Raw genomic sequence first — 17,792 nt, 5'->3', positions numbered from 1 at the left:
CCGGATGTGCCACGAAGACACCGCCAACCCCCCGTTGCGCGGATCGTCGGAGCGGGCGGACGGGCCGGGGCGCCGGTCGCGGTCCGTCAGTTGGGCATCGGGCGCGGGCGGCTGGTGGGGGGATCCGAGGGGATGTCGTCCACGCTGGGCAGGTTCTTCAGGAGCCAGTGGACGCTGTTGTCACCGCCGAGTTCGGGGAAGTCGACGACGGCGGTCTCGCAGAGCCAGATCAGGTGCTCCTTCATGGTCCGGTGCCCCTTGGCCTTCTGCTCCGCGGCGAAGTCGTAGTACTCGAAGGTGGGAGCGGCACAGGCTCCGTCCCAGGCGGGGTCGTCGCTGCCCGAGGTCGTCATGAGGAGTTCCGCGATGGGGTAGAGCACACCGCTCATCGAGGCGATGAAGGTGCGTTCCAGGTGGTAACGGGTGCTCGTCCGGTTCGGGTTGAGGTTCGACCGGACGGCGTAGAGCTTGTCGAGCATGGCCAGGGTGTAGCAGTAGGCGGCATTGAAGAGGAGGGCCAGGCCTCCGGCCGGTCCGGAGAAGTCCTTCACCCGGGGATCGCCGGGGACGTTGCGGACCTGCCCGATGACCTCGATGCCCTGTTCGATCCTCTTGAACTTCGCGTAGTGCGAGAGCTCGTCGAGGCCGGGTCGCGGGTTGACGGGGTCGATCGGGACGGTGGCCTTCTTCGGGTCCACGCCCTCGCCCTGCTCGATCACGATCTTCAAGGCGGTCTGGGCCGTGTCAAGGTCGGTGATGACCACGGGTTCGCCGCCGCCGTCATGGTTCCAGTACGCGCTCTCGTACTGCCAGGGGGCGTTTGCCTTCGCGTACTTCCACACGCCGTCCGGGTCGACCTGGGTCAGGTGCTTGAGGCCCTCTTCGATCGCCCGGTAGAACTGGCCGAGCGTGTTGTACTCGTCCGGTTGCGGCTCGGCGCCCTTCTCGGCGGGCAGTTCCAGCGGCAGGAACACCCGGGTCATCAGGTCCTTGCTGCACCGCTCCAGGTGAAGGGTCAACGGCGGAGTCCGATGGAGCATCTTGCTCGGGTACTTGGTGATGAAGTCCGGGTCGTAGAAGACGATCCGGTCCGCTCCGCCGAGCGCGACCGCCAGGTTGCGCACCAGGCACAGGTGCAGCATCTCCTCGATCGCGATGCTGATGATCGTGCGCTGGGCGGAGATTCCCGGGTCCCACTGGCTGTGGCCCTTGGTCCCGATGGAGTAGGCCGCGTACAGGTACATCGGGATCGTGGACAGCTCGACCTGGGCCGCCTGATGCAGGTGGTCGAGCAAGGCGTCGATGTCCTCGATCGGCCGGTCGGCCTTGATCGTGTCGATCGGGGTGACGGCGAAGGGGATGTCGGCCAGGCGACGGGTGGCGGACTTGGTGGCATCGGTCGTCATACCTCGGCTCCGTTCGGTTCCGGGCGCTCGTGGCGCGGTGAGGGCGGTGCGGGTGGCGGACCGGCCCGGTCGGGGCGGTCGACTCGGTCGGGGCGGCCGGCTCGGTCGGGGTGGCCGGGGAACCCAGCCCGGGAGGCAAGGAGCGTGCGCCGGACGTCCTCGGTCAGCTCCGTCACGTGGACGCCGTGGTCCCGGCGGCGCAGCAGCAGGAGTACGGGGCGTGCGGCCGGCGGCTGCGGGTCCTCGCCGCGGGCCACCGCGGCCGCGTAGCGGTGCACGGGGTGCCGACAGGCCAGCACTCGGCACGCGCGGTCCGGCTCGGCGTCGTACACCTCGGCGAAAGCCCTTTCATATCCCGCGAGTTCGACGATCAGCTGGACCCAGGGATCGACGTCGTGGCCCGGTGGGTCGCGGTCGGGTCTGGTGGTCGCGAGGTGCGACGCGAAGCCGTCGGCGAAGTGCTCCAGGGTCCAGCTGCGGGACGGGCAGGTGTTCAGGTACTCGGTGGCGAGCGCGTCGAAGGCCTCCGGCCCCAGGAGTCGGCGCAGCGCGGGGAAGCAGGAGCGCAGGCAGGCCAGTAGGCGCAGCCGGTAACCGCGGCGGTAGATGTCCAGCCGCTCGCCGGCGGTGAGCCGGCTGGACGGCGTGAGCACCTGGGCGGTGGCCTCGCCGCCCTCCTGGTCCGGGCCGGTGGCGTGGAGGACGGCGGCCTGCAGCCAGTGCTGGAGTTCGGCCAGGTGCGCCGGCGCCCCTTCGACCGTCGACATGTCAGACTCCCGTCGCGACGGGGATGTTCGCCGGATCGAGGGCCCGCTGGCGCGCCTTTCCGAGTTCCGCCACCAGCTCGGGGAAGGGCGGCAGGCGGTCGTCCCACTCCAGCAGGGTGGACACGGGCCCGGTCAGCGCGATCGCCGCGTCGTACAGCTCCCACACGGCCGGTGCGACCGGTCCGTCATGGGTGTCGATCAGATGTGTGCCCGCGTCGGTGTGACCGGCCAGATGGATCTGTACGACCCGGTCGTGCGGGAGCGCTCCGAGGTATGCGCGCGGATCGGTGTCGTGGTTGACGGCCGACACGTAGACGTTGTTGACGTCCAGCAGGAGCCCACAGTCGGCCTCGACCGCCAGCCGCGCGACGAACTCCTCCTCCGGCATGGTCGATGCGGCGAAGCCCACGTACGTGCTGGGGTTCTCCAGCACCAGCGGGCGCTCCAGGAAGTCCTGCACGGTCCTGACCCGTCGCACCAGATGCGTCAGCGCGGCCTCGGTGAAGGGGACCGGCAGCAGGTCGTGGGTGTTGAGCCCGGCGACCCCGGTGAAGCACACGTGGTCCGACACCCAGGCGGCGCCCACCGTGTCGGCCAGCCGCCGGAGCCGCCCCAGGTAGTCGAAGTCCAGGGGCTCCACGCTGCCGATCGACAGCGACACCCCGTGCATGACCAGGGAGTGCCGCTCGGCGACCCGGTCCAGTACGTGACGCGGGTGGCCGTGGGAGTCGAGGTAGTTCTCGGAGATGATCTCCAGCCACTCGGCGCCCAGCTCATCGCCGAGGTGGTCCAGTACGTACCGGTGGTGCGGGCCGCGCAGGCCGACACCGAACCCCAGGTTCGGCAGGTCGAAGCGGGACACCCGGTCGATCCGCTCGCCCTGGTGGGGCTCCGTCACGCGGTCGCCTCGTCCGACGGCAGCGGCAGCACCTGCGGCTTGCTCCGGTCGAGCCTCTTCTTCCTCCGCTCGGCCTCGTTCACTTCGTACGGCGGGACCAGGTCGTCCGGGTAGCCCTCGCCCGGGGACGGGCCGAACGGGAGGCCGGCGGCGTACATCCGGGCCTCGAACAGCTGGCGGGCGAGCTTCCAGACGCTCTTGCCCTTCAGCGGGCCGCCCGCGAACACCCGGCTGACATTGATCGGGCTCGCACAGCTGCCGTTCTGCCGACAGGCCTGCTCGCCCGGCTTGGCGAGTTCCGCGTCGGGGCCGGTGTAGCCGCACCCGCCCTGCCCGCGGCACTCGTTGGCGCCGTGGCACACGTGCAGGACGGTGGCACAGGCTCCCATGCCCGCCATCGGCGCCTTCTCGTCGATGTCGTGGTTGCGGCAGGCGTTCAAGCCCATGCACACATGGAGCTCAAGGGCCTTCTGCAGCTCGGCCGCGGACACGCGCGGCCCGCCGGCCTCGTGCGCGGCGTGCCGCAGCGCGATCCCGTCGTCGCCGCCGAGGATCACGCGCTCGATCTCCGCCAGTTCCCCGGGGCTCAGATCCGGGAAGCCGTCACCGCCGGCCGCCCTGCCACTGTTCTCCCTGCCACTCACGAGTACCTCCTCGATCGCCTTGGGTCGGGCACGCACGGCAGTGCGATCTCACTGCGCTGTCACGCGATGTGACGCGCGCCACAGTCGCCAAGGTCATCACAGCCGGAGGCGGGCTGGATAGCGCCAAATGAGTAGTGTGCGAATTATTCCTGCGGAGCGAGCTCCGGGCGCTGCGCGGGGCAGGCGGTTCGGACGCGGCCCTGGTCCGGGGTGCTGCGCGGGCGGCTACGCGTCGAGCGGGATGGTGCCGAGGGTGACGGTGAAGCAGGCGCCGCCCTCGGGGCCGTGGCCGTGGACGGTGATGGTGGCGCCGAGCCGGTCGGTGAGGCGACGGGTGATGGCCAGGCCGAGGCCGGTGCCGCCGGGGCGGGTGCCCGCATAGCGGGAGTGCAGGGCGCCGGGTTCGAAGGCGACCCGGACGTCCTCGTCGGTCAGGCCGGGGCCGCCGTCGCGGACCTGTAGCTCGGTGTCGCCGCTGTCCGTTCGGCGCAGGGCCAGCACCACGGGGGCGCCGGGCGGCGAGATCCGCACGGCGTTGCCGATCAGGCCGTCGAGCAGCTGGCGGACCCGGAATCCGTCGGTGACCGTGATCACGGGTTCCCCGGCCGTTTCCACCCGCAGGTGGAGTTCGCTCTGTCGGAGCCTCTGGTCCCAGGCTTGCGCGGTCTCACGGACGAGGGCGGTGAGGTCGGTGGGTTCGCGGGTGATGGGGAAGTCGTCGGCGTCCAGGCGTGCGAGTTCGAGCAGGTCGGAGACGAAGCGGTCCAGGCGTCTGGTCTCGGTCAGGAGGATCTGGCCGACCTGGGCCTGCTGCCCGGGTTCGACGACCCCGTCGGTGAGGGCCTCGGCGTAGCCCTGGAGTGCGGTGAGGGGGGTACGGATCTCGTGGGAGATCGAGGTCAGGAAGTCGCGCTGGCGTTGTTCGCTGCGTTCGAGGGCGGCGCCCAGTGCGTTCAGGGCCTGGGCGACGTCACGGGCCTCGGTGGGGCCGTCGGCCTCGCAGCGCAGGCCGCGTTCACCTGCGGCGAGTCGGTGGGCGACACCGGCCGCCGCGACCAGGGGGCGGGCGATGCGGCGGGCCAGCAGGGCTCCGGCGAGGGCGGCTCCGACCAGGCCCGCGACCAGGGGGAGCGTCAGGCTGCCGCGCATCCGGCCGGCAGCCGCATCGACCTCGGTGAACGGCTGGGTCAGCACGACAGCGCCGCCGTTGCTTGCCGGGTGTCCCTGGACGAGTACGCGCTGGTCGCCGAGCGAGGCCGTGGCGGAGAGCGTCCGTCCGGCGAGCAGCGCGTCCCGGTCGGCCGGGGCGACGGCCTGCGCCGCGGGGCCGTCCACGTGTCCGTCGGGATCGACGACGGCGACCAGGACGCCGGTGGCCCCGGTCAGCCGTTGGGTCTGGTCGAGGAGCAGCACGGACAGGTTGGGAGCGAGGCTGAGCACGGTGGCCTGCCGGGACAGGCGCTCCCGGTACTGGGACTCGGCGTTGGAGAAGGCGGTCTGCCAGGCCGCGACCCCCGCCAGTAGCACGGCCGTGGCTGCCACCACGGTGGCGAGCAGGACCAGGCTGCCGGTGAGGGAGCCCGCGCGCAGGCGCCTCACCGCTCCGGCTCCTGGGCGCTGTAGCCGATCCCCCGCACGGTGCGGATCGGGCTGGCGTCGCCGAGCTTGGCGCGCAGCTGCGAGACGTAGACGTCGACGACCCGGCTGTCGCCGTAGTCGGCCTGCCCCCAGACCTGGGCGCGGAGCTGCTCGCGGCTGAAGACCTGACCGGGCCGGGCCAGCAGGTGGGCGAGCAGGTTGAACTCGGTGGTGGTCAGCTCCAGCGGTTCGCCGTCGCAGAGCACCGTGCGGCGACCGGGGTCCAGGCGCAGCCGGCTGCCGCCCAGGACGGCCGAGACCGGTGGGCCGGCGGTGCGGCGCAGCACCGCCTTGACCCGGGCGACCAGCTCGCGGGGCGAGAACGGTTTGGTGAGGTAGTCGTCGGCACCGATCTCCAGGCCGAGGATCCGGTCGGCCTCCTCGTCCCGGGCGGTGACCAGGATGACGGGCGTCCAGTCGTCGGCGGCGCGCAGCCGGCGGCAGAAGTCCGTGCCGTCCAGCCCGGGCAGCCCGATGTCGAGAACGATCGCCACCGGCCGCAGCCGTGCCACGGCGGCCAACCCGGCGGTGCCGTCGGCCTCGGTGTGGACGCCGAAGCCCTCGCGGGTGAGGTACAGGCGCTGGAGGTCGGCGATGTGGCGCTCGTCCTCCACCACCAGCACAAGGCCCTTGCTCTGTGTCATCTGTCCGGTGTCACCGCAGTCTCCCCGCGCCGCGGCACCCATCCCGCGGCTGCTTGGCCAGTCGCGCGTGCCACGGCTTCGAACTGCACCGATGCTAACCCGCGGGCTGTCACCGTCCGGCGGACCGACGGCGATCCTTACAAGGCCCGAACACAGGCCGAACCTTCGCCTTGCACAACGGCGACAGGATGCTTCCGACCTCGCCGACCGGCGGGGTCGGGACAAGGGAGAGCAGTCGTGCTCACGGGCTCCAGATCCCTCGTGCTGCTCGGTGTCTGTGTTGCGGCCCTCCTGATCGTCGCGGTCGTCGTGCTGCTCACGCGCACCGGTCGCGCCCCGTCCCCAGGACAACGGCCGACCACAGGACGCCGCCGGGACCGCACCGGGCCGCCCGCCCCCTCCGACGCCCCGACAACGACAGCAGGACAATGATGACCATCCGTCCAGAACCGGCCCGAACCGCCACCGCGCGGCTGGGCCGCCTCCGCCGCCCGACCACCCGGCGAGGCCGGATCACTCGCGCCGTCGTCCTGCCCGTGGCCGTCGTGCTGGCCCTCGCCGGGGGCGGCGAGGCCGTCACCCGGCACGTCCTGAAGAGCCGGATCGCCGACCGCATGGGGAAGGCGCTCGACACCCGGGTGACGGTCGACACCGGCGCCGGCCCGGCGCTGCTCGCGATCCTCGACCGGCACCTGGATCACGTCACGCTCGGCGCGGACGACGCCCACCTCGGCTCACTCACGGGCGCCTCGGTCCGCATCACGCTCGACGACCTCCACCTGGCCGAGCCCGCGACGGCGTCCGACGTCCGGGCCACCGTCACGATCCCCGCCGACTCCCTGGCGGGAGCGATCCACGACTCGGGCCAGGGCGTTCCCGTCAGCAGCACCCGGACCGACCCCGCCACCGGCACCCTCCTGCTCGCCCTGGGCCCGGGTGGCATGGGCCAGTTGACGCTGAAGCCCGCCCTGGCCGACGGCCGGGTCACCATCACCGCCACCAGCCTGCAGTTCCTCGGCCGAACGATCACCGGTCCCCAGCTCGACCAGATCAACACCAAGCTCACCGCGCGGAACCGACAAGCCGGCTACCCCCTGTCCCTCAAGCCCGTCTCACTCACCGTCACACCGACCGGACTCGCCCTCACCCTGGCCTCCGGCCCCACCACGCTGAAGCAGCCATGAACCAGGAGCCGACCCCGGCGATGACCGACCCCACGACACCACCGTCCAGCCACCCCACGACACCGCCGTCCAGCCGCCGCACCCGCCTGCGCCGACGCATCGTCGTCGCCGTCACGGGCCTGCTCGTCCTCGCTCTCACCGCGGCGTCCGGCGCGCTGTGGCTACTGACCGGCAAGTTGCTGCACCCCACCGACGACACCCCGCTGAACACCCGCGTCATCGCCGTGGGGAACGCGACGGTGACCCTTCCCGCCACCGACGAGAGCCGCTACACCGGCACCTACGGCCTGGTCTGGCAGGACAGCGGATCCGCACAGCGGCGCTCGGGAGAACTCGGCCGCGTCCTCGCCTCGGACGGCAAGACCGTCACCCGCGAACTCCAGGCCACCACCCCACCCGCCGTCGGCGCCAAGGCGAAGATCATCGTCACCGTGTGGAACTCGGACCCGCGCCGAGCGGTGGGGCTGGACCACCAGGACGTCAGCTACCCCGGCGACCTGGGCCCGATGCCCGCCTGGTACCTCCCGGGCTCGCGCAGCACCTGGGTCATCCAGGTCCACGGGCTCGGCGCCGGCCGCAGCGCGGGCCTGCGGACGATGCCCGGACTGCACGACCTCGGCTACCCTATCCTCGACATCACCTACCGCAACGACCCCGGCGCACCCCGCGACTCCAACGGCAACCGACAACTCGGCAACACGGAATGGCGCGACCTCGACGCCGCCGTCCGCTACGCCCGCGCCCACGGAGCCTCCGGCGTGGTGCTCTACGGGTTCTCCATGGGCGGCGCCATCGTCGAGAACTACCTTCAGCGCGCCCAGGACACCAGCGCGGTCCGCTCAGTCGTCCTCGACTCACCCGCACTCGACTACCGGGCGGCCATCGACACGATCGCCACCGGCCTCGGACTCCCGTTCCCCATCGCCGACCTCACGGCCCCCTTCATCCGCTTCCGAGCCGGAGTGGACCTCGACCAGGTCGACACCCTGGCGGCGAACCGGCGCAACGGCGGCCCCGAACAGCCCGTGCTGCTCTTCCACGGCACCGCCGACACACTCGTCCCGTACGCCGGCAGCGCCCGGTTCGCCCGCGACTGGCCGGACAAGGTCCGACTCGTCACCGTCCCCGGGGCCGGCCACACCGGCTCCTGGAACGCCGACCCCGCCCGGTACGACAAAGAGCTCGCCGACTTCCTCGGTCAGCACTCCTGACCACGTCCCGGGCACCGCGCCGCAACGCCGAACAGCCCCACTGACACACCAGCCGTCCCACCAAGGAGGCAACCGATGAGCCGAACCCGCCCCGCAGCCCTCGCGGCCGCGCTCCTCACCCTGACGACCACCGCACTCGCCGCCACCACCGGCACCGCCCACGCCGCCCACGCCGCCACCGTCAACTACGTGGCCCTCGGCGACTCCTACTCCGCGGGCGGCGGATCATCCAGCACGTACCTCAACAGCTGCAACCAGAGCACCAACGCGTACCCGTACCTCTACGCCCAGTCCACCTCACCGGCCACCTTCGACTTCCAGGCCTGCGGCGGCGCCACCACCACCGACGTCGTGAACAACCAACTCGCCCCGCTCACTTCCGGCACCACCTTGGTCAGCATGACCATCGGCGGCAACGACGTCGGCCTGCGCGACGTACTGGCCTCCTGCCTGCTCGGCAGCGACGCCGCCTGCCTCAGCGCCGTCTCCTCCGCAGAGAACACCGCCCGCACCCAGCTCCCCGGCGAACTCGACACCGTCTACGGCGCCATCCGCTCCCGCGCCGCCAACGCCCACGTGGTGATCCTCGGCTACCCCCGCTTCTACGACCCCGGCGCCCCCCTCTGCCCGGGGATCAGCCCGGCCAGGCGTGCTGCCCTCAACGACGGCGCCGACGTCCTGAACAGCGTCATCCAGAGCGAGGCCGCCAAGTACCCGAACTTCGCCTACGCGGATGTGACCAGCCGGTTCGCCGGCCACCAGCTCTGCGACCCCGCTCCCTGGCTGCACGCCCTGAACTGGCCGATCGGACAGTCCTTCCACCCGACCGCCGCCGGCCAGGCCGGCGCCTACCTCCCGGCTCTGGAAGCAAACGGCTGACGCAGCCCCGCCGCCCGCCGCCATCGGACGGCGGCGGACGGCGGACGGCCGGCGCCCGGCCGGCGGTGGGCATCAGGAGGGCAGGGTCCAGCGCTGGTTGGGGCCGCCGTGGCAGTCCCAGATCTGCAGCCTGGTCCAGTCGGCGCCGCTGCCGTCGCGGGCGTCGAGGCAGCGGCCGGAGGCCGGGTTGAGGAGCGTGCCGTCCGGGCGTGGCTGCCAGCGCTGGGCGCCGGTGCCGTTGCAGTCGTAGAGCTGGGCGGGCGTCCCGGCGGCGGTCCAGCCGTTGGTGACGTCCAGGCACTTGCCGAGGGCCCGCAGGGACTCGTCCTGCCCGACGGTCCAGTCCTGGGCGCCGGTGGAGTTGCAGCGGTAGAGCTGGACGGCGGTGCCGTTGGCCGTGTCGGCGCGGTTGAGGTCCACGCACTGCCCGGCGATGCCGGTCACCCGGCCGCTCGGGCGGGGGGTGGCCCAGCTCTGCTCGGCGCCCCCCGAGCAGGTCCGCAGCAGCAGCCGGCCGTCGGCGGCCGCGAGGCAGCGGCCGGACGCCGGGTGGAGGATCGAGGAGCCCGGGCCCGGGCGCCACACCTGGTCGGCGCCCGCGGTGCAGTCCCGCAGCCGGACGGCGGCGCCGTCGTCCGGGCCCGCCGGGGTCAGGCAGCCGTCGAGGGCGCGGACGGTGCCGTCCGAGCCGACCATGGCGTCCTGGGCCGCCGTGCCCGCGCAGCCGGCCAGCCGTACCGCCTCGTTGCCGTCCGCGGCGGCGGCGCCCGCGTCCAGACAGGACCCGTCGGCACCGGTGATCCGCCCGGACCAGGTGGAGACGACCGGAGAGCCCGGGACGTCCACCGCGCCCTGCAACTTCGGCGCGCGCGAGGAGGAGCCGACCATGAGGCCGTACCGCCCGCCGGGGACCTGCCAGCCGTGCACGCCGGGATCCCAGACCGCGAAGGAGGAGCGGTCCAGCGGCAGTTCCACGTGCGTCGACCGGCCGGGCGCCAGCGTGACCTTGTCGAAGGCCTTGAGCTGCTGCGGCGGCTCGCCGGCCGCGGACGGGAAGGAGACGTACAGCTGCGGCACCTCGGTGCCGGTCCGGGCGCCCTGGTTGGCGAGGTCGAAGCCGACCCGCACCCGGCCGGCGGCGTCCGGGCCGGTCACGGTGAGGTTGCTGTAGCCGAAGGTGGTGTACGAGAGGCCGTGGCCGAAGGGGAACAGCGGGGCGGTGGCGGTCGCGTCGTACCAGCGGTACCCGACCGCGAGCTGCTCGGTGTAGTGGTAGGCGCCGTCCGTGCCGGGGTACTGGGAGGCGTCCCGGATCGGCGTGGCCGCCACCGAGGTCGGGAAGGTGACGGGCAGCCGCCCCGCCGGATCGGCGTCGCCGAACAGCACGTCGGCGAGCGCGGTGCCGCTCTGCTCGCCCGGGTACCAGGCCTCGACCACCGCCGGCACCGCGTCCAGCCACGGCATGGTGACCGGCCCGCCGGTGTTGAGCACCACCACCGTCCGCGGGTTGGCGCGGGCGACGGCGCGGATCAGGGCGTCGTCCGCCGGGGCGAGGTCCAGCGAGCCGCGGTCCGCGCCCTCGGTCTCCTCGTCGCCGACCACCACCACCGCGACGTCCGCCCCGGCGGCCACCGAGGCGGCCGCGGCCGCGTCGTCGCCCGGGTGGTAGCGCACCGAGACGCCCGCACCGGCCCGGGCGGCAATGCCCTGGCGAGGCGTCACGACCTGGTCGGGGTAGGGGGCGACGTGCGAGGAGCCGTAGCCGCCGGTGTAGGCGTGGTCGGCCCACGGGCCGATCACCGCGACGGACGACAGGTGGGCGGCGTCCAGCGGCAGCACCGGCCCCTGGTTGCGCAGCAGCACCGTCCCGGCGGCGGCCGCCGCCCGGGCGTCGCGCGCGCCGGCGGCGGGGTCGGAGGCGGGCGGATCGGAGACGGGCGGATCGGAGACGGCCTGGCCCGAGCCGGAGCCGGGGCCGGAGCCGGGCGGCCGGCCGCCGTCCAGCGCCCCGGTCCGGACCATCAGCCGCAGCACCCGCCGCACCTGGTCGTCCAGGACGGCCGGGGCGAGCCGCCCGTCGGCCACGGCCGCGTTCAGGTCGGCGAAGTACGTCGTACCGCCGAACTCCTGGTCCAGCCCGCCCGCCGCGGCGTTCACCGAGGAGTGGGTGGCCGGGTAGTCGGAACCGATCACCCCGTCGAACCCCCAACGGCCCTTCAGCACGTCCCGCAGCAGCGGGAAGTTCTCGCACGCCCAGATGCTGTTGACCGGGTTGTAGCCGCACATCGCCGACCAGGCCCGGCCGTCCCGGACGGCCGCCCGGAAGGCGGGCAGCTCGATCTCGGCCAGCGTCCGCTCGTCCACCTCCGAGCTGTACGACTGCCGGTTGTTCTCCTGGTTGTTCGCCGCGAAGTGCTTCACCTGCGCCGCGACCCCCTGCGCCTGGATGCCGCGGACCTCCGCCGCCGCGACCCGCCCGGCGAGGAACGGGTCCTCCCCCAGCGTCTCGAAGTTCCGCCCGCCCTGCGGCACCCGCACGAGGTTCACCATCGGCGCGTACAGCACCTGGTAGCCGCGCGCCCGGGCCTCACGGCCCAGCACCGCGCCGTAGGTGGTGGCGAGCCCCGGGTCGAAGGCGGCGGCCAGCGACACCGGCGCCGGCAGCGCCGTCGCCGGTTGCCCGTCCCGCACGCCGGCCGGGCCGTCGGACAGCAGCAGCGGCGGGATGCCCAGCCGCGGCACGCCCCGGACGTAGCCGACCGCGTACACCCCGTTCGGTGCGGCGATCCCCTGTAGCAGCGTCGTCTTCTCGTCGGTGGTCAGCTGGCCGAGGAGCGCTTCGATCCTCTGCTCCGGCGACGGCCCGCCGTGCGACCACCCACCGTGCGACCCCCCATCCTGAGACCGCCCGCCGTGCGGCTGCGGACCGGCCGGTCCGGCGACCGCTGGGCACATGCCGGAGCCGGAGGCGGCCGCCAGGAGGCAGCCGCTGAGCCCGAAACGGAGTATTCGCGTCCACGAGGTGATACGCCGCATGGCAGCACCTTTCGACGAAGGCGGGCCGAGCCGGGAGGGCCGGGAAATGTGACGGCCAGTCAAATTTACGGCGCATTAACACTTACCGGCAGGTAGCGCGCAAGGGCGCGTCGGAGGCACCAAGGGCGCGAACGGTCACCGAGGGGCGCAGGCGGGGGCGCGGACGGCGTCGGCCCGGCCGTCGTTGACGCGTCGTCTATCCGCTGTCAACACGCCGACCCTAGACGAACGGTGCTGCGCAACGGTCTGTACGCCGAGTTCCTCGGGGCGATCACCGCGCCCTGCCCTGGAGATCATCGCCGGAGGGCGCTGAGCGCCGAACGGGCTGGCGCTGTCCATCACGTGTCTACCGGTGCCTCGTACGTTCTGCCGCATCAATGTCACCGAATTCCTTTGGAGAGGACATGTTGCGGTTGCGAACGACCGTCCGGCCCGGCCGGGCACCGGGGGGCCCACCGCCAAGACGGCTTGTCGGAGGGCTCCGGCGGATGCTGGTGGTCCTGCTGGCGGTTCTCCTCCTGCCCATCGGGGCGACCGGGCCGGCGCACGCCGCCGACCCGCCGGACCCGGCTCGTCCCTACCTCCAGCTCATCGAGCTGCTGCGGGGGAACTTCACCCGCCCGTACCGCGCGGACTTCAACGTCACGCTCGATGACCCGAACCCCGTGATGGTCGACCTCTTCGATCTGGGACACCCGGATCAGGACCCCGTGCCGGGGATGGAAACCGGACTGATCATCGCGCCGCGCGACATGTACATCTGCGGCTTCTACACCGTCCGGGCGGGCGTGAAGACGCTCTACCGCTTGGCCGACAGGGGCGTCGGCACATCGCGGACTGCCCGCGACAACTGGTTCACGCAGCAGCAGCGGCAGCGGCCGCAACCAGGGCAAACCATCACGGTCCGGTATCGCGAGCTCAGCGCCATCGGCGTCGAGTACGGCGACCTCAGGAACGAGTCCGCCACGCCAGGCAACCTCTTCACATTCGAGAACGGCTGGGCGAATGTCGATGCCGACGCGCTGAGGAACGCCGTCAGAGTCCTGGAGAACGTCCTCGACGGCGGCCCGGACCCGGCGGCGCAGGCGCAACGGACACCATGGTTGCGCAGCGCACTGATGGTCCTCGTCGAAGCCGTGGCCGAGGGCACTCGGTTCCAGAACGTCAGGAACGGCATCGCAGCGGCGATGCGCAGCCGGATCCCGGCACGCATCCGTGAGTACGAGACCCAGATCCTGACCTGGGCCAGGCGAAGCAGGGACCTGTGGGACGCCAACCAGGACCCGAGCAACTCCTGGTTCGCCGCCACCGCAGCCGCCGTCGGGCTGGCCGTCCTCCAGGTCCAGGCGCAGAATCGGATCTGCCGGATACCGCGGTCGAGCGACGGCCCGTTCGCGTGCTCCCAGCCACTGGTGGAAGCGAGTTTCAGCACCAGCCGTGACGTCTACCTCCTCCGGGGGCCGTTCGTCGCCCGCATCGCGGACTTCCCGGGCAACGCCAGCCTGGCCGGAGGCAAGGAGGACACCATCTCCCACCTGTGGCCGGTCCTGGGGAACACACCGTTCGCGAACGGCTTCGACGCGGCCTTCACGCTGCCGGAGAACCCGGATGAAGTGATGATGTTCCGGGGGGACCAGTACATGCGGATGAGGGTGGACCCCGACACGGGGACCGCAACGATGACCAAGCCGCCGACCACGATCGCGGACGGGTGGCACAGCCTGGCCGGCAGTGACAGCACCGCACCCTTCACCCAGGGGGTCGACGCGGCCCTCTCGGTGACGGAGAACCAGGTCTTCCTCTTCAAGGGCGACACGTACGTGTCGCTGGAAGCCAACATCGGCCGTTCCACCGACCGCGTGCTCAACGGGCCCAAGCCCATCGGCGACAACTTCACCGCCCTGACCCGAGCCGGCTGGACCGACGGGTTCAACGCGGCCATCCGGTGGCCAGGCTCGCAGTTCTCCAACAGGGCCTATGCCTCCTTCTTCCGCGGGAACCAGTTGACCAGCGGATTCGTTGCGGCCGGCGGCACGGACGGCACCGTCGTCGTGGGCCCCACGGCTCTGCGCTGGAGCGTCCTGCAGGGCACGATCTTCGCCGCCGGCGACACCACCGGCATGCCGAAGATCCCGCGGATGGACGACAACGGCCGCCCGACGGACACCCCACCGCCCCCGCCCTCGGCGGCCGGCGTCTCGCTGGTCAACGACGGCACCGGCCGGGTGGCCGACGTCGACCGGGCGAACCCCGCCAACGGCACCAAGGTCAAGGCCCTCGGCGGGAACGGGAACCCGGCGCAGAAGTGGAACCTGGACCGCCAGGACGACGGCCGGTTCGCGATCCGGACGGCCCTCGACCCCGGACAGGTGCTGGACGCCAACAGCAACCGGTCGCAGACCGTGGACGGCACCAGCTACTACAGCGCGCTCTGGCGGGACGGCGGGGGCGCGAACCAGCGCTGGCAGCTCGACGCGCTGGACGGGCGGACGTACCAGATCGTCTCCTCGGACGGCGGCTGCCTGACCGACCAGGGCGAGGACAAGGCCCTGGCCTTCTGGAAGTGCGCCGGGGCCGCCGAACAGCGGTGGCACCTGGAGGGCGGCACCAGCACCGGCGACCCCGGGGGGCCGGACTCCGCGGGAGCCCCGTTCGACGACTCGCCCGACGACCGGGGGACGAAGCCCGCCTCCTCGGGCGACTGCCGGCCCGAGGGGATGGCCGCCACCCCGGGGGTGAACGCCCGGTACTGCGACGTCTACGACAACAGCGGCCGGGAGTGGGTCGGTAACAACCGCACCCGGCGCACGGTGGGGTACTTCACGGGGTGGCGCTCCGGGGCCAAGGGAGACCCCGCGTACCTGGCGTCCAACATCCCCTGGTCGAAGGTCACGCACGTGAACTATGCGTTCGCGAAGGTGGAGAACAACCGGATCAGCGTCGGTGACGTGAACGACCCGGCCAACCCGGCCACCGGCATGACCTGGGACGGCGACCGGAACGCCATGGATCCGTCCCTCCCGTACAAGGGTCACTTCAACCTGCTGAACACGTACAAGAAGAAGCACCCGGCCGTGAAGACGCTGATCTCCGTCGGCGGCTGGGCGGACACCCGGAACTTCTACGCGATGGCCACCAACGCCGACGGCTCGGTGAACCAGGCGGGCATCGACGCGTTCGCCGACTCCGTGACGGACTTCCTGGACCGGTACGGGTTCAACGGCGTCGACATCGACTACGAGTACCCCGGCGCCCTGCCCAACACGGGCAACCCCAACGACTGGGACGTCTCCAACCCGCGCCGCAAGGGCCTCCAGCAGGGCTACACCGCCCTGATGAAGACCCTGCGGACCAAGCTGGACCAGTCCGGCACGGCCAAGGGCCGCTACTACCTGCTGACCTCGGCCGGGTCCGCCTCCGGCTACCTGGTGCGCGGACTGGACGCCGGCCAGGCGCTCCAGTACCAGGACTACGTCAACGTCATGAGCTACGACCTGCACGGCTCCTGGAACAAGTTCGTCGGCCCGCAGGCCCCGCTCTACGACACCGGGCAGGACAACGAGCTGGCCGCCGCCGGGATCTACAACGACCAGGCGCCCGACACCAAGGACTACCAGAAGAACGGCTACTTCAACACCGACTGGGCCTACCACTACTACCGCGGCGCCCTCCCGCCCGGCCGGATCAACCTCGGCATCCCCTACTATTCCCGCGGTTGGCAGAACGTGCAGGGCGGCACGGACGGCCTGTGGGGCACCTCCGCCATGGCGGACCAGTCCCAGTGCCCGAAGGGCGTCGGCGGCCGGGGCCCGGCCAAGGGCCAGGACTGCGGCCTCGGCGCGACCGGCATCGACAACGTGTGGCACGACACCGAGGACGGCCGCGAGGTCGGCGCCGGGTCGAACCCGCTGTGGCACACCAAGAACCTCCAGGACGGCCGCACCCCCGGCTACCTGCGCTCCTACGGCGTCGACCCGGCCACCGACGCCGGGAAGCTGACCGGCGGCTACGCCGAGAAGTACTCCGACCCGCTCCAGTCGTCGTGGCTGTGGAACGACGCCAAGAAGGTGTTCCTCTCCACGGAGAACGACAGGTCGATCGACGCCAAGGCGAAGTACATCGCGGACAAGGGCGTCGGCGGGGCGATGATCTGGGAGCTCGCGGGTGACTACACCAAGCGTTCCAACGGCGAGTGGGGGATGGGCTACGACCTGACCACCCGCCTCGACAACGCGCTCAAGGGCGCGGGGGCGTCCGGCAACACCACCGGCGGCGGCAAGACGCTGCCCGCCGAGGTGATCGACGTCAAGGCCGAGCTGGTGGACTTCCCGACCGACGTCGGGGACATGTGGCCGATGCAGCCGAAGCTGCGGATCACCAACAACTCCAAGGTCGCCCTCGCCCAGGGCACGGAGATCTCCTTCGACCTCCCCACCTCCGCCCCACCGGTGGTGAAGGACGGGGCCTGGAAGGAGATGAGCGGCATCGTCCCCGGCCACACGGGGCCCAACGCGGGCGGGCTGAAGGGCGACTTCCACCGGGTGACCGTCAAACTCGGCTACTGCGAGGACATCCCCGCCGGCAGGTCGAAGGACATCGAGGTCAAGTACTACCTGCCCGTCACCGGCCCGGCGAACGTCACCTTCAGGATCGGCGGCAAGGACTACGGATCCACCGGCGACAAGCGCCGCGCGGTGACGACCGTCGATCCCCCGGCACCGGCCTCCGGGGCCCAGTGCCAGGCCGCGCCGTGGCAGGCGCACGCCTACAACCCCAACCCCTCGTTCGCGTTCTGGCAGACCGGCGACAAGTGGATCATCGAGGACCGCAACAGCGGCAACGTCCTCGACCACCCCGGCAGCTGGACCGACGCCCACCTGTCGATGAAGCAGACCGGCAACGCCAACCAGCTGTGGGCGGTGAGCGAGGACGACCAGGGCTGGTACCACATCAAGTCCGCTACCAGCGGCCACGACCAGTGCCTCGGCGCCACCACGGCCAGGGGCACCCTCACGGTCCGGGACTGCGACGGGAAGGTCGACCAGTGGTGGCGGCTGGTGCCGCTCAGCACGGACCAGGCCACCGCGGGCAAGCCGATGCTGGACCGGTGGGTCACCGGTGGCGCCAAGCACGGCAGCTCCTACGCGCTGGGCAGCTTCGCCGGCGGGAACGACGACTGGTGGAAGGCGCCGGCCTACCTCGCCGCCCCCGCGAACAGCGCCACCGCCTCCAGTACGAAGATCATCGCCGGGGACACCGACGGCGCCTGGGCCTCGACGGTGTCGTGGAACGGCTTCTACTGGCGCGCCAAGTGGTGGAACAAGGCGACCGACGAGCCCGGCAAGAGCGACGCCTGGCAGAAGCTCGGCCCCACACCGTGACCGACCCGCACCCTGAGGGGAGTTGACCGCCGCGGGGGGGGGGGGGGGGGGGGGGCGGGGGGGGGGGGGGATGTGTGGTGGAGGCATGGGGGGGGGAGGGTTTG

The 17,792-nt window shown here is 71.9% G+C and carries 11 protein-coding genes; 4 read left to right on the top strand and 7 right to left on the bottom strand.

All coding sequences use genetic code 11. The features are described from left to right. Window positions 1–86 precede the first annotated feature (86 nt). The 6 genes from AC07AL_RS08590 to AC07AL_RS08565 form a co-directional block, all read right to left on the bottom strand. Window positions 87–1,406 (bottom strand): ferritin-like domain-containing protein, encoded by a 1,320-nt coding sequence (locus AC07AL_RS08590; protein ID WP_478317227.1) that lies wholly within the window; start codon window positions 1,404–1,406, stop codon window positions 87–89. Next, window positions 1,403–2,173: an HvfC/BufC family peptide modification chaperone gene (locus AC07AL_RS08585; RefSeq protein WP_478317226.1), complete on the bottom strand. Its 771-nt coding sequence runs from the start codon at window positions 2,171–2,173 to the stop codon at window positions 1,403–1,405. The genes AC07AL_RS08590 and AC07AL_RS08585 overlap by 4 nt, the downstream gene beginning before the upstream one ends. A 1-nt stretch (window position 2,174) precedes the next feature. Then, the gene (gene bufB, locus AC07AL_RS08580) at window positions 2,175–3,071 is read right to left on the bottom strand and encodes an MNIO family bufferin maturase (RefSeq protein ID WP_478317225.1); all 897 of its coding nucleotides are present in this window, start codon (window positions 3,069–3,071) and stop codon (window positions 2,175–2,177) included. Continuing rightward, on the bottom strand, window positions 3,068–3,715 hold the full coding sequence (locus AC07AL_RS08575; RefSeq protein ID WP_363583440.1) for a hypothetical protein: 648 nt from the start codon (window positions 3,713–3,715) through the stop codon (window positions 3,068–3,070). The genes bufB and AC07AL_RS08575 overlap by 4 nt, the downstream gene beginning before the upstream one ends. 225 nt (window positions 3,716–3,940) lie before the next feature. Further along, window positions 3,941–5,314, bottom strand: a complete 1,374-nt coding sequence (locus AC07AL_RS08570; RefSeq protein ID WP_478317224.1) for a HAMP domain-containing sensor histidine kinase — start codon at window positions 5,312–5,314, stop codon at window positions 3,941–3,943. After that, window positions 5,311–5,997, bottom strand: coding sequence for a response regulator transcription factor (locus tag AC07AL_RS08565; protein WP_363583436.1), 687 nt, complete (start codon window positions 5,995–5,997; stop codon window positions 5,311–5,313). Before AC07AL_RS08565 ends, AC07AL_RS08570 begins: the two co-directional genes overlap by 4 nt. Before the next feature lie 431 nt (window positions 5,998–6,428). Between AC07AL_RS08565 and AC07AL_RS08560 the strand changes: the two genes are divergently transcribed. From AC07AL_RS08560 to AC07AL_RS08550, 3 genes are all read left to right on the top strand, one after another. Continuing rightward, window positions 6,429–7,181 carry an LmeA family phospholipid-binding protein gene (locus tag AC07AL_RS08560; RefSeq protein WP_478317223.1) on the top strand — a complete coding sequence of 251 codons (753 nt, stop codon included), beginning with the start codon at window positions 6,429–6,431 and terminating at the stop codon, window positions 7,179–7,181. Continuing rightward, window positions 7,178–8,392: an alpha/beta hydrolase gene (locus AC07AL_RS08555; RefSeq protein ID WP_478317222.1), complete on the top strand. Its 1,215-nt coding sequence runs from the start codon at window positions 7,178–7,180 to the stop codon at window positions 8,390–8,392. The genes AC07AL_RS08560 and AC07AL_RS08555 overlap by 4 nt, the downstream gene beginning before the upstream one ends. A 75-nt stretch (window positions 8,393–8,467) precedes the next feature. Next, on the top strand, window positions 8,468–9,271 hold the full coding sequence (locus AC07AL_RS08550; protein ID WP_363630026.1) for an SGNH/GDSL hydrolase family protein: 804 nt from the start codon (window positions 8,468–8,470) through the stop codon (window positions 9,269–9,271). Window positions 9,272–9,343: 72 nt separating this feature from the next. Here the strand turns inward: AC07AL_RS08550 and AC07AL_RS08545 are convergent, their stop codons facing one another. Then, a complete protein-coding gene (locus tag AC07AL_RS08545) occupies window positions 9,344–12,307 on the bottom strand; it encodes a glycoside hydrolase family 3 C-terminal domain-containing protein (RefSeq protein ID WP_363630024.1) in 2,964 nt (987 codons plus the stop codon). Window positions 12,308–12,795: 488 nt separating this feature from the next. On the opposite strand from AC07AL_RS08545, the gene AC07AL_RS08540 reads away from it, so the two are divergent. After that, window positions 12,796–17,688 carry a glycosyl hydrolase family 18 protein gene (locus AC07AL_RS08540; protein ID WP_478317221.1) on the top strand — a complete coding sequence of 1,631 codons (4,893 nt, stop codon included), beginning with the start codon at window positions 12,796–12,798 and terminating at the stop codon, window positions 17,686–17,688. Window positions 17,689–17,792 lie beyond the last annotated feature (104 nt).

The sequence above is a fragment of the Kitasatospora sp. NPDC043949 genome, from assembly GCF_056435365.1.
The sequence above is the reverse complement of the archived record's forward strand: the minus strand, read 5'-3'. Positions and strand labels throughout refer to the sequence as shown.

Excerpts from the sequence above, each read along its gene's own strand:
- AC07AL_RS08590 (WP_478317227.1), bottom strand. The coding sequence starts at position 1,406 with ATGACGACCGATGCCACCAAGTCCGCCACCCGTCGCCTGGCCGACATC.
- AC07AL_RS08585 (WP_478317226.1), bottom strand. The coding sequence starts at position 2,173 with ATGTCGACGGTCGAAGGGGCGCCGGCGCACCTGGCCGAACTCCAGCAC.
- AC07AL_RS08565 (WP_363583436.1), bottom strand. The coding sequence starts at position 5,997 with ATGACACAGAGCAAGGGCCTTGTGCTGGTGGTGGAGGACGAGCGCCAC.
- AC07AL_RS08560 (WP_478317223.1), top strand. The coding sequence starts at position 6,429 with ATGACCATCCGTCCAGAACCGGCCCGAACCGCCACCGCGCGGCTGGGC.
- AC07AL_RS08555 (WP_478317222.1), top strand. The coding sequence starts at position 7,178 with ATGAACCAGGAGCCGACCCCGGCGATGACCGACCCCACGACACCACCG.
- AC07AL_RS08550 (WP_363630026.1), top strand. The coding sequence starts at position 8,468 with ATGAGCCGAACCCGCCCCGCAGCCCTCGCGGCCGCGCTCCTCACCCTG.
- AC07AL_RS08545 (WP_363630024.1), bottom strand. The coding sequence starts at position 12,307 with ATGCGGCGTATCACCTCGTGGACGCGAATACTCCGTTTCGGGCTCAGC.
- AC07AL_RS08540 (WP_478317221.1), top strand. The coding sequence starts at position 12,796 with ATGCTGGTGGTCCTGCTGGCGGTTCTCCTCCTGCCCATCGGGGCGACC.